At 42.4% G+C, this 12,695-nt stretch carries 12 protein-coding genes and 1 rRNA gene; 6 read left to right on the forward strand and 7 right to left on the reverse strand.

Going from position 1 to position 12,695, the window contains the following annotated elements:
* From L3V43_RS11510 to L3V43_RS11520, 3 genes are all read right to left on the reverse strand, one after another.
* Window positions 1–117: ribosomal RNA gene (locus L3V43_RS11510) — 16S ribosomal RNA — on the reverse strand; the annotation flags it as partial.
* Window positions 118–662: 545 nt separating this feature from the next.
* Window positions 663–1,592 (reverse strand): porin, encoded by a 930-nt coding sequence (locus tag L3V43_RS11515; RefSeq protein WP_010607243.1) that lies wholly within the window; start codon window positions 1,590–1,592, stop codon window positions 663–665.
* Between the two features lie 148 nt (window positions 1,593–1,740).
* Window positions 1,741–2,586, reverse strand: coding sequence for a LysR family transcriptional regulator (locus L3V43_RS11520; RefSeq protein ID WP_010607242.1), 846 nt, complete (start codon window positions 2,584–2,586; stop codon window positions 1,741–1,743).
* An 87-nt stretch (window positions 2,587–2,673) separates the two neighbouring features.
* Here L3V43_RS11520 and maoP point away from each other — a divergent pair, with 87 nt between their 5' ends.
* Window positions 2,674–3,045, forward strand: coding sequence for a DUF413 domain-containing protein (gene maoP, locus L3V43_RS11525; RefSeq protein ID WP_010607241.1), 372 nt, complete (start codon window positions 2,674–2,676; stop codon window positions 3,043–3,045).
* A 229-nt stretch (window positions 3,046–3,274) separates the two neighbouring features.
* Window positions 3,275–4,510 (forward strand): response regulator, encoded by a 1,236-nt coding sequence (locus L3V43_RS11530; protein WP_199539664.1) that lies wholly within the window; start codon window positions 3,275–3,277, stop codon window positions 4,508–4,510.
* Here L3V43_RS11530 and rarD read toward each other — a convergent pair.
* Complete coding sequence (gene rarD / locus L3V43_RS11535; protein ID WP_266070687.1) at window positions 4,499–5,389, reverse strand: EamA family transporter RarD; 891 nt, start codon at window positions 5,387–5,389, stop codon at window positions 4,499–4,501. The genes L3V43_RS11530 and rarD overlap by 12 nt on opposite strands.
* Before the next feature lie 193 nt (window positions 5,390–5,582).
* On the opposite strand from rarD, the gene recQ reads away from it, so the two are divergent.
* The 4 genes from recQ (at window position 5,583) to L3V43_RS11555 (ending at window position 10,125) form a co-directional block, all read left to right on the forward strand.
* Window positions 5,583–7,397 carry a DNA helicase RecQ gene (gene recQ, locus L3V43_RS11540; protein WP_235367927.1) on the forward strand — a complete coding sequence of 605 codons (1,815 nt, stop codon included), beginning with the start codon at window positions 5,583–5,585 and terminating at the stop codon, window positions 7,395–7,397.
* On the forward strand, window positions 7,397–7,684 hold the full coding sequence (locus L3V43_RS11545) for a DUF3630 family protein (RefSeq protein WP_039493070.1): 288 nt from the start codon (window positions 7,397–7,399) through the stop codon (window positions 7,682–7,684). The genes recQ and L3V43_RS11545 overlap by 1 nt, the downstream gene beginning before the upstream one ends.
* Window positions 7,685–7,835: 151 nt before the next feature.
* Entirely contained in the window at window positions 7,836–9,503 is a 1,668-nt protein-coding gene (locus L3V43_RS11550) for a POTRA domain-containing protein (RefSeq protein WP_130127004.1), read from the forward strand.
* A 58-nt stretch (window positions 9,504–9,561) separates the two neighbouring features.
* Window positions 9,562–10,125 (forward strand): mechanosensitive ion channel domain-containing protein, encoded by a 564-nt coding sequence (locus tag L3V43_RS11555; RefSeq protein ID WP_010607234.1) that lies wholly within the window; start codon window positions 9,562–9,564, stop codon window positions 10,123–10,125.
* Here the strand turns inward: L3V43_RS11555 and L3V43_RS11560 are convergent.
* Genes L3V43_RS11560 through L3V43_RS11570 form a run of 3 tightly spaced genes read right to left on the reverse strand, consistent with a single transcriptional unit; the run spans window position 10,115 to window position 12,466 of the window.
* A complete protein-coding gene (locus tag L3V43_RS11560; protein ID WP_237116666.1) occupies window positions 10,115–11,143 on the reverse strand; it encodes a succinylglutamate desuccinylase/aspartoacylase family protein in 1,029 nt (342 codons plus the stop codon). The genes L3V43_RS11555 and L3V43_RS11560 overlap by 11 nt on opposite strands.
* Entirely contained in the window at window positions 11,130–12,035 is a 906-nt protein-coding gene (rimK, locus tag L3V43_RS11565; RefSeq protein WP_010378991.1) for a 30S ribosomal protein S6--L-glutamate ligase, read from the reverse strand. Before rimK ends, L3V43_RS11560 begins: the two co-directional genes overlap by 14 nt.
* Window positions 12,032–12,466, reverse strand: a complete 435-nt coding sequence (locus tag L3V43_RS11570; protein WP_206473697.1) for an ATP-dependent zinc protease — start codon at window positions 12,464–12,466, stop codon at window positions 12,032–12,034. Before L3V43_RS11570 ends, rimK begins: the two co-directional genes overlap by 4 nt.
* Between the last annotated feature and the right edge of the window lie 229 nt (window positions 12,467–12,695).

Genomic DNA, 12,695 nt, shown 5'->3' on the forward strand with positions numbered 1-12,695 from the left:
TACTCACCCGTCCGCCGCTCGTCATCTTCTAGCAAGCTAGAAATGTTACCGCTCGACTTGCATGTGTTAGGCCTGCCGCCAGCGTTCAATCTGAGCCATGATCAAACTCTTCAATTAAAAGTTTTTTTGAAGCCTAAGCTTCGTGCTCATTGAATTCTGATTGTTTGTTTCTACTTTTCAAAAAAGTAAAATCAAAACGAATTGACTATATAGTCACTCAGTTACAATTGAGACTCTAAATTTGTTTGCGTCATCTAGCGAACTAGAATCTGCTGTTAGAACTCAATCTGTACGAGTGCCCACACAGATGATTGCTTCATATTTTTAAAGAACATTTCGAAACATTTCATTGTTTCGAGGGGTGTGCATTCTAAGCACTCCCATTTTTTTGTCAACACTTAATTTTGAATTTCTTGAGAAGAAGTTTCGAACTTAAGTTTTATTTGACGCTAACTCGTTGCTGCTTTGCTTTTCAGCGTAGCGCTCCGTGTCAGTGGGGTCGCATTATAGGGCGATCCGATTTTAGTGCAACCCTTTTTTAAAGAAAATTGCGAAAAAACGTTTGTTCGAGCAAAAAGAAAACAATCCGGATATAAAACAAACAAAAACACCCGCATTAGGCGGGTGTTTTACTACATTTAAGCTTGGATAGAGTCTATAAATTAAAACTTATACTCGATACCTAAGCCTAGATAATCCTTTTCTACTTGGTTGTCTGCATCGAATGTTGAGTAGAAACCATAAACCTTCGCGTTTTTAGCAAGCTTGTAATCAACACCGACAGAAACACCATCTACTTTGTCACCGGCATCGAAGTCAATAACTTGATACTGTGCTTTCAAGGTTGCATTGCCCAATTTGTACGCTGCATTTAGTAAGTACCCATCGGCCTCTGCACTTCCATCCACCTTTTCTTGTGTCTGGTACATTGCACCAAGTTTGAAGTCAGCTACTTTACCTTGAACAGTGAAACGAACCGTGTCATAGCCATTTACTTCGCTATCTGCCGCAATCGCTGCATAGACAGCTGACTCTTTCAATCCAGCATCGCCGTATGTTAGCGCAGTAGAGAAACCGTTTTCACCTTCTTCGCTGTCTTCAGCAATAAAGCTTCCTAGTACTCTAAAGCCATTAAAGCTTGGCGACTTGTAGGAAATTGAATCACCTAAGCGGTTTTCGCCTTTAAAGAGTACCTTAATGTCACCCTCAAGGTCGTTGAACTGGTCTAACTTACCTTGAGACTGTTTTAATGCAGTGTCATTACGGCCGATAACAACTTCACCGAAGTTACCTTTTAAACCCACATACTGATTACGTGCAGTAATATTGTCTTTATCACCTTTTGAATCAGCGTCAGAGACATCTACTTGGAACTCAAGCTTATAAATAACTTCTAAACCAGAGTCTAATTTCTCAGAGCCTTTGAAACCAAAGCGAGAGGCGTTACTTTTAATTTCAGTAACCGAGCCAGCACCATCGTCAGAAGATTGTACCGATACATTCGCTTTACCATAAACATCAACTTCAGCGTTTGCTTGAAAAGTGAATGCACTTAGTAATGATAGCGCTAAAGCAGTCTTAGTTAGTTTCATGTGTATTTCCTCAATATCGCAACACGTATTTTCAAAACACGCGCAGTTTGACACTGGTAAATGACAAAAATATTACACATAAAATATTTCTGAAAATAAAATGACACCCAACCTTAAGAAATACGTCACAAAAGATTCATTATAAGAATTACTTCACCGCCCCCAGTAAATTTACGATGGTTTCTATTTGCTCTAATTGGTCGTTGTCTTTATGGTATGCCACAAATATCTCTCTTGAGTTACTTTCTACTTCATCAACTTGAGTCAACCTTCCAGCCTCAATGGACTCTAACGCTAACGCTTCTGGCACAAATGCAGAGCCACCACACTGAAGAATAAGATCAAGCGCTATTCTGCCGGTGCTGGTTCTAAAATAAGGAGGGGTTGCGCCAGTGAACTGTTTTGCATGCCATAGAGAAAAAGCAGTTCCCCAATCAACATAAACATACTGGTTGTCAAAAAAGTCTTCCTTTGTTGCGTTATCAAAAGTGCTTACAGGAATAATAGCAAGATCGCTGATCGGCTTAACAACCAGTTCATCCACTTTTGGCGGATCGAACAGAACAGCGAGATCCAATGTTCTCTCTAATAATAGTCGCGTGCTTTCTTGCTGTGCTTTCACTTCAGCAACAAGCGATACTCCGGGCATAGCGGATACAATATGGTTAATCCCGAATTGTAAAAATGCGTCCCAAATATTAGCCGTGCCGCTCAATGACAATTGCTTGTGCATATTGTTTGCCAATGCAACATCTACTTTGGCGCGCTGCATCCCAGTTAAGATCATTTTGGCGTGTGGTAACAACCTTTCACCTGGCGCAGTTAACTGAATATTGTTACGCTGGCGAATAAAAAGATTCACCCCTAAACTTTGCTCAAGCTGGCGGATCCTAAAACTTACAGCTGACTGAGTGATGTATAAATTTTCTGCCGCTCGACCAAAGTGACGGGTTTTGACAACTTCGACAAAAGTTTTTAATAGATCTATGTCCATTTTTCTTCCTGACGATAAAAATTACTCGTTTAAAAAATTATAAAACTTGGTCCATACTCCAGCCAGATAATCTTAGAGGACTCAGTTATGGATCATAATTTAGCGACTTTGAAAAATGCATTTGCAAGCCCCAGAGCCTTTTATGATGACGCCAACTTCCCTAGAGGATTCGGACGCAGTGGTCACTTCACGCTACAAGAAGCCGAAATTCTTGAACGCTGTGGTGCCACATTAAGAAGCTTATACAGCAAAGCGGAAGAACCTCAAAACAGTTTCCAATCTCAGTTTGTTCAGGTGATGGAAGGGTTAATCCCCCCAACTAACGCTGTAGAAAAAGCTTGGACCAAATATTTGAAGCATACTACGTGTAAGACAAAGTTTCACACGCTATTTGGACGCTCTAAAGTTCAAAACGATGGTAGCGTGGTGATCCCGGTAGATATTGACGACGAGCTATAAGCAAAATCGCCTAAATCCAATCAAGCTTAGACGCCAACAGAGTGGCTTTATTTCTGTCGTTGGTGTCTGGGCACTTCACTTATTAACCCCATTTCAACCTCGATTACCTCATCAGCCTCTATTTGTCTCGTATTTTGTTCTTAGTCATTACCTGTTTATTAGCACAAGCATTGCAATTAAGCGCAGTTAGGTTAAGAATTAGTAAAACAGGAAATGATTGGCGAAGGTTGTGTTACGGAAAATCTTAATCATTGAAGACACCCCCACAATTGCGAAGGTGCAAAAGCATATTGCGACCACTGTGGGATACCATGTAGATATTGCAGAGTCTTTGGCCGAAGCCAAAGCATTGTTATCACAGCACGATTATTTTTGTGCCGTGGTAGACTTTGTGTTACCAGATGCGCCGCTTGGAGAAGCTATTCCCTGCACGGTTAAAGCTGATATTCCTACCATCGTGATGACTGGTAACCTTGAAAGTCAGACTCGCTCAATCGTTGAGCAATACCCCATCATAGACTATATCACCAAGGAAAATAAACAAGCCTATCATTATTTACGTCGCCAATTAGAACGCCTGCCAAGAAATGAAAATGTCAGAGTACTGGTTGTGGACGACTCTATTTCGTCGAGACACTATGTCTCAGCACTCCTCACTCGCCATAAATATCAGGTACTAGAAGCCTGTGATGGCATAGAAGCGCTCGCGGTATTAAAAGACAACCCGGATATTTCAGTGATCATTACCGACAATGAAATGCCAAATATGCGAGGCGAAGAGCTATGTATCGAAATTAGGCGACTCTACACTGATGATGATAAAGCGATAATTGGTATATCTGGAGTTGAAACCGAAAATTTATCTACACGATTTTTGAAAAATGGTGCTAATGACTACCTCAGAAAGCCCTTTAACGCTGAAGAGTTTTACTGCCGCCTTAGCCAGAACGTCGATATGCTAGAACATATTCAAACGATACGCCGACAAGCAAATACAGACTATTTAACCAGCTTGCCAAATCGACGCTACTTTTTCGATACCGTAAAGAAAAGCCTAAAAGCAAGACATAAAAAGGAGCTCTACGGGCTGATCGCTATGATAGATATCGATCATTTTAAGCAAGTAAATGACAAATATGGCCATGAAGGCGGCGATGCAGTGCTTGAGTCAATTGGCCAAGCGTTTGCTCAATACTTTCCCAATGATTTAGTCGCTCGATTAGGCGGCGAAGAGTTTGCGATATATTTTAAAGATACGGTGGCTGATCATTGCAAAGAAAGACTGGAGTGCTTTAGGGAATATTTAGAGCAAAGTAGTAACGAACTGACTGAACAGCAGATCTCATTTACCGTTTCAATGGGACTTGCCGCTCAGGTGACTACGGACATAGAAAGCCTGATAAAACGAGCCGATGAGCGTTTATATCAGGCGAAAGCTTCGGGAAGAAACCGCTTAGTTCACTAAGCGCTTTCTTTTATCTCGATAAGAATCAAAGCTAAACATCACCAGCGCTCCCCAAATAAAGGCAAACGTTATTGCTCGTTCTGCATCAAAGGCTTCCCCATAAAAGAGTACCGCCAATATGAACATTAAGCTCGGCCCGATATATTGAAAAAAGCCAAGTGTCGTGTAGGGTATCCGTTTTGCTGCTGCGGTAAAGCATAACAAAGGCAAAGTTGTCACCACACCCGCACTTATCAAAAGCGTGTTGGTGTACCAATCATTATTCCAAAGGTTGCTTGTGGCACTGGGCTCAACCCACCACCAATAAGCCAGTGCAATTGGGGTGAGAATAAGGGCTTCCACCAGCAATCCAGGAAGTGACTCAACCGCTAAGGTCTTACGCAACAATCCATATATTGCAAACGATCCCGCCAGTGAAAACGCAATGACTGGGAATGAGCCGAAACTGATTAACTGTAACACCACACCCACTATCGCTAATAACACAGCAAACTTTTGCGCCGTTCTCAACCTTTCCGATAAGAACAGCATTCCCAATAGCACGTTAAGTAATGGGTTGATGTAATAACCCAAACTCGCATCTAGCATAAAGCCGTTATTCACAGACCAAATGAATAAACCCCAGTTAAAACCCAACAGCAACGCAGTGATTGTCAACATCGCCAGCAATTTAGGATTAGCCAATATGGCCTTAATTTTGGGCCATTGCTGCTTTGCCAGCACAATTAGTGCAATAAAAAAGACAGACCACACAACGCGATGAATGAGTATCTCAATCGCGTCAACATGGACGAGTTGCTTAAAATAGATGGGTGCAAGTCCCCACATAAAAAAGGCGAGTACAGCGAGTAAGTGGCCTTTCTTTTGTTCTTCAATCACGGGCGTTTAACCTTTGGAGGGATCAACTAAGAGGTCAATCATTATACTCATTTTTACTAATCACGGCGATGAAAGTTCGATGAATTCACAATCACAAAGTTTAAAGCCTACAAGTGCTCAAAACTTATTCAAGTCTCTTAAGATTAGATAAAAAGCAAAGACAAGGTTCAAAAAAAGCTCTAAAATGACACCGATGGATACCCTCGTAAGCACCCCAATTAACGACCCTCATTCAGTACTGAAAGATGTGTTTGGCTACAGTACGTTTAGAGATGGTCAGCTTGATATTATTCAGTCTAGCTTAGCTGGTCAGGATACGCTTGTACTACTGCCTACCGGCGGCGGTAAATCACTCTGTTACCAAGTCCCAGCAGTATTATTTGCAGGCGTGACAATTGTTATATCGCCACTTATCTCATTAATGCAAGATCAGGTCGCGCAGTTAAAAGCACAAGGCATAGCCGCTGAATATATCAACAACAGCGTCGCTTGGGAGCAGCAAAGAGATACCTATGACGCGCTTTTCCAAGGCCGTTTAAAGCTGCTGTACGTTGCACCAGAAAAGGCCTTACAACGAGACTTTATTGAACGCATATCCAACTGTAACATCAGTTTGTTTGCCATTGATGAAGCCCATTGTGTATCTCATTGGGGACATGACTTTAGACCGCACTATTTTCGTTTAAAAGAATTACGTCAACATTTTCCATCCGTTCCGATGATGGCATTAACCGCAACGGCCGATTTAGCGACACGAAAAGATATTGTCCAGCAATTAGGTATGCAAGCACCATTTATCTATACCGGTAGCTTTGACAGACCCAATATTCGTTACACCATCGAAGAAAAGTTCAAACCCCTGTCGCAGTTGATCCGCTATTTAAAAGAGCAAAAGGGGCAAAGTGGCATAATCTACTGTGGTAGCCGTAAACGTGTTGATGATATTGCCGAAAAGCTGATTGATGCTGGGTTCAATGCTGCAGGTTATCACGCAGGTCTAGATAATGATCAGCGCCAGTTTGTACAAAACCGCTTCGCCCGAGATGACATTCAAATCGTAGTTGCAACCGTTGCTTTTGGGATGGGGATCAATAAACCCAACGTGCGATTTGTGGTTCACTATGATATTCCTAAAAGTGTAGAAGCGTATTATCAAGAAACCGGCCGTGCAGGGCGAGATAGCTTAGCAGCTGAAGCCATTATGTACTTTGATCCTGCGGATATTCCCCGCGTTAGGCGCTTTTTTGAAGATATTCCAGACGAGCAACGTCGTAAGGTTGAAGAACAACGGTTTCAGGCGATGTCGAGCTTCGCTGAAGCACAAACCTGTCGTCGTCAAATTTTGCTCAATTACTTCAGCGAATATCAACGTGAAGCATGCGGAAACTGTGATATTTGCCTTAACCCACCGAAACAATTTGATGGCACATTAGTTGCCCAACAAGCGTTATCGTGCGTATACCGCGCAGAACAACGCTTTGGCATTGGTTACATTGTGGATATTTTGCGTGGGGCAAATACCGCAAGGATCAGAGAACAAAATCACCATACCCTCTCAACCTATGGGATCGGGAAAGAGCACAGCAATGAATTTTGGCTGAGTATCTTACGTCAATTGATCCATCATGGTTTATTGAGTCAAGATATTACTCAAGGCGCAACGCTTAGATTAACAGAAGCCGCCCGCGCCGTACTTCGCGGCGAATATGTGCTACAACTCGCAGAACCAAGACTTGTAGCAAAGCATGTCTATCAAGATAAACTGGCTCAGTTTAATTACGATAAGAAACTATTTGCTAAGCTTCGTGCACTCAGAAAGCAGCTCGCAGATGAAGATGATGTACCACCGTATGTTGTATTTAACGACCGAACGTTGGCTGAAATGGCACAAAGAACGCCAACAACTGATAGTGAGTTTTTGCAAGTATCTGGTGTCGGTTTTACTAAGCTCAGCAAGTACGGTGCCCCTTTCATGCAGCTCATTCGCAATTATTTGGAAAGAGAATAATGACTACACTCACTTTGGATAATTCACACGAGGTGATTATCGTCAGCTGTGAAATTACACCTCAAGACGATGAATTTGAACTTTGGGGGCAAATATTCTTACATCAAGATGAGATTCAATTAATTGAATTCTCTGCTGGAGCGGATAGACATCAGTGGCGTTTTTCATATAAAAGCTGTAATTTTAATTTAAATTTTGAACATTACAGTGAGAGTGTGTGGATAGCTCCTGATGGCGTTGATGCCTTAGAACTCCTACCTTTCCTACGCCAACAACTTTCTCGTTAAGTCCACATAAAGCTCTTTAAGTCTATAAATATTATTACTTTTGTTGCAGAACTAAAGCAAGCTGCAACAATATAATCCATACTAAAGGAATATTAGACTTAAAGGCTCTGTGATGAATGTAAAGAGGATTTCGTGTAATAGTATTGTGCTAATGTGTAGCCTAAATGCAGCTGCGCAAGCTGAAAAAGTGCCTGCTGTTGATTTTGCTAATAGCTGTGGTAATAACCGAGTTGAAGCACAAAGCGACCAAAACCTTTCACGCCAGCTAGACAGCAAACAAGCCTATCCTGAGCCCGCAGAGGGTAAAAAGGTCGTCGCTATCACTCTAAAACAACTTAATGTTTTCGATACCGATAAACCTGAAGAAGACAATGCCCTATTCCGATTTGCCAACCGTTATCATATTCAAACCAAGCCCGAAGTATTAAAAAGCGTGCTCCTATTTCAGGAAGGGGATGCTTACAACCCAAGAAAACTCAGTGAATCCGAACGACTCCTTCGCAATCAGTCATACCTATATGATGCACGTATCTATGCCGTAGAAAACTGTGATGGTGATATTTTAGTTACGGTTGTAACGCGGGATCTTTGGACACTATTGCCCGATTTAAGTTTTAGTCGTAGTGGTGGGGAAAACACTTCTCGAATTGGGTTTAGAGAAAGTAATTTATTTGGCTGGGGAAAGCGCCTTTCTTTTACCCACATACAAGAGGTCGACCGCTCTGGTTATCAGTTTGTGTATGATGACCCTAATATTTTAAACTCAAGATATCGTGGTCGCGTAGAATATTCAGATAATGACGATGGTGAGCGCCACTATATCGATGTGAGCTATCCATTTTTTGCAACCGATACTCCATATAGTTATGGTTTTACGAGTTATTCCGACAAACGCGAAGAACCCATATATTCTGAAGGTGAAACAATCTCAGAGTTCAGTCAATCCACGGATGTCACGCAAGTCTACTTCGGACACTCAAAAGCGCTATCGGGCAGTTGGACTCGCCGTCTCATCGCGGGCGTTAGACATGAGCAACATACCTTCCGTGAGATAGCAGATACCACTTTACCCATTGCACAAGATAGAACGCTCACCTACCCTTATGTTCAAGCTCAGTGGTTTGAAGATTCCTATGTAAAAGTACGCAACTTCGACTCGATTTATCGTACAGAGGATCTTAATTTAGGTTGGAATATTAATGCTCTATTTGGCTATTCAGCCGAATCTTGGAGTGACGATACTGAACGTCTTGTCTATTCATTTTCTGCCAATACGGCACACTACACCTCAGATCACAGCTTGTGGCGTTTTTATTTTGATGTCAGTGGCAACTGGAACAAAGACACAGATAAAACCGAAAACCTAATAGCGAAAACGACCTTTCAATACTATTTAAATACCAGCTTGTATGAGTCTTGGTTTATCAACGCAAGCTATACCTATGGGAATAACCTGACCTTTGATAATCAAATTACGTTAGGGGGCGAAACCGGGCTTCGCGGATACCCAATAAAATATCAGCAAGGTAGTCGCAGTATGCTACTCAATATCGAAAAACGCTATTACTGGGAATATGACTTACTGCGCTTATTCAAAATTGGTGGTGCAGCTTTTTTTGATGTAGGGCGCGCGTACCACTCTCACCTGCCGATTGAAGCTGATGAATCAGTCCTAAAAAATGTCGGTATTGGCTTGCGTTTAGCACCTAGCCGAGCCAATTCAGATATCATGGTTCATATTGATTTAGCCGCACCAATTAATGGCCCGGATAACGTCGATAGCGTACAGTGGCTATTAACGGTAAAAAATCGCTTTTAACGGTGTCGCACAACAATAAACATGATATAAAGCAGAAAAAATTTCTTAGGATACGGTTTTGCATTTGTTAGATTTCGCACTCAGTCAATACAAGCTAATTGTAACTTTGGTGGCGCTATTATCCTTCCCACTATTAATGAAGGCATGTTGCAAACTCTTAGAAAAAGTAACACGCGGAAAAATAGACTCTCATCGTAAACAACGTGCCGACTTACTCGTTCGTGTACTTGTTGCCTTTGTATTCGTCTGCTTTATGCTTGTATTCTGGGGCATAGAACTTCGTGGTTTACTGGTGCTTGGTTCATCGTTATTTGCGATGCTTGGTGTTGCCATGTTTGCCGGTTGGTCATTACTTTCCAATCTGACTTCATTTTTACTTATGTTTATTCAAAACGATTATCGCGTTGGGAATTGGGTAAGAATTGTTGACGGTGCAAACTTTGTGGAAGGCTGTATTGTAGAGATGGGGTTGATGAGTGTAGTGCTGCGCCATGTTGACGGCCATAAGGTCGTATATCCTAATAACTTGTTTGTCACTCGCCCCGTTATGGTGCTTAGTCAAGAACCGACTAAACCTAAACAGGTTACAACACCAAGAAGAACATTAGGCCCTAAGAAGTAGGGCCTATATCGTCAATAAAGGTTTCTAGCTGTTGCTCAACAATACTATTTGCATGTGCAAAGTAAGCTAAGTGAAAAACTGCATCTCCCTCATTCACCAAAGGTAGCATTTGTTGGCCAATCACTATCCCACTACGAGGTGCGATAACTGCTTCTTCGCTTTGACCTAATGGACTGTCTATATAAGCCAAGATTTGACCTTTTGATACGCGTTCCCCCAAGTTAACTTGAGCTCGAACAATACCGTCAACGTCCGCACGCACCCAACTTGTCGCTGCCGCGATAACCGCGTCATGACGTTGTTTCCTTCGACGCCCACGCAGCATTCTGAGTTTACGCATGACATTTTCAACCCCTTGCAATCCAGCTGCAATGGCCAATGAGTCAAACCGCAACGCTTCTCCCGCTTCATAAGTGATAACAGGAATGTCCAATCCCGCCGCTTCACTTCGCAACGAGCCGTTACGCAGTCGCGCATCTATCGCAACCGGCGTACCAAACGCCATGGCCATTTCTTTGGTCATTTCGCAGGACAAGTCACCACGGATCTGCGGTAAATTAGAGCGATGAATCGCGCCGGTATGTAAATCGATAATATGTGTGCATTTTTTTACCACCAAATCGAAAAACATAGATGCCATTCGAGCCCCTAACGAGCCTTGCTCAGAACCTGGAAAACAGCGATTTAGGTCTCGTCTATCAGGTAAATAGCGAGACTTATGAATAAAGCCAAAGATATTTACGATAGGCACCGCTATCAAGGTGCCACGTAGCGTTGCCGCATCGACTGTACTTAATAGCTGACGCACAACCTCTACGCCATTCAATTCATCACCATGAATTGCGGCACAGACCAAAAGTACCGGTCCGGCCTCTGCGCCATTAACGACTTCAATCGGAATGGTCATTGGTGTGTGAGTGTAGAGCTTAGCCACTTCCAACTGGACAGTCTGCCTTTCAGCAACACCCACTCGTGTATCTAATAACGTAAAGGGTTGGTTGATTTTAACCTTTGCCACGTGTAGCAGTCCTTTTCGCCGCCGCATTCTTCTCGATAAAGGAGATAATCAGGCTAGCTATGTCTTTACCTGTTGCCTTTTCGATACCCTCAAGGCCTGGAGAAGAGTTCACTTCCATCACCAAAGGCCCACGCTCTGAACGTAACAAGTCAACACCAGCAACATTTAGGCCCATGGCCTTTGCTGCAGCAATCGCAGTGCGACGCTCTTCTGGAGTGATTTTTACCAATGTCGCTGAACCACCACGATGTAGATTTGAGCGGAACTCACCTTCTTGCGCTTGACGTTTCATCGCGGCAATAACACGGTCGCCGATAACGAAACAGCGAATGTCCGCACCACCAGCTTCTTTAATATACTCTTGCACCATAATGTTGGCTTTTAAGCCCATAAATGCTTCAATAACGCTTTCTGCAGCTTTGCGCGTCTCAGCTAACACCACACCAATTCCTTGTGTGCCTTCTAGTAGCTTGATTACAACCGGTGTGCCGCCAACCATTTCTAGTAAGTCTTTGACGTCATCTGGCTTACTGGCAAAGCCTGTGATTGGCATGCCTACGCCTTTTCTTGACAGTAACTGTAATGAACGCAACTTATCTCTTGAGCGAGTGATTGCAACAGACTCATTCAATGGGTAAACCCCCATCATTTCAAACTGCCTGAGTACCGCACAACCATAAAATGTCACAGAAGCACCAATTCGCGGAACAATCGCATCAAAGCCGCTCAACTGCTGACCCTTAAAGTGAATTTCAGGCTCGCTACTATTGATATTCATATAACAACGTAGCGCGTCAATAACCTCAACTTCATGCCCACGCTGCTCTGCCGCTTCAATTAAACGACGTGTTGAATACAAAGATTGATTCCTTGAAAGAATGCCAATTTTCATGATTTATCCGTTTTATTACTTAAGTATGACTGTTCTGGATCAACAAGGATGCGGCCTCGCATCGCCGTGCGGCCCAGTAACATTCTAAATTTCATTGTTTCTCTATCGCTTAGTGTGATTTCAATTGGCCAAGCCTGATTGCCGATAGTTAAACTTGTTTCTATTACATAACGTAGTTCTTTATGACCGCCCGAATCGGTTACAACGCGCTCATCCACTACTTTTGCTTCACTACAGACTTCATAGTCAGTATTGTCTTGTTTGGGATGAATCCAAAACCTTACCCAAAGTTCATCTTGTTCTGTTTTGAAAGGCTCAACCTTAAAGGCATGCAGACATGATGTTCTTGCTCCAGTATCTACTTTCGCTTTGATTTTTTCGATACCTAAATCGGGTAAGGAAAGCCACTCTCTCCAACCAACTGTGATCATATTATGCTCTCGTACAAAATGAGTTCGGACTTATACGCTGATTCAAGTCACTTGAAAAACAAAATAAATTTATCCTAAAGATAAAAACGCTCTGTTAAGCCAAGCACCTTAACTTACAGTAACACCAGTTACACATTTTTCAAGGTAAAGCCCTATACTGAGCTAAAGTAAAATAGAGTAATCAAACAATTTATTTCATCGCCAAGTTTTTAGAACCTAAATGAATTTG

This window comes from Pseudoalteromonas sp. L23, assembly GCF_021728455.1.
Lineage (GTDB): Bacteria > Pseudomonadota > Gammaproteobacteria > Enterobacterales > Alteromonadaceae > Pseudoalteromonas.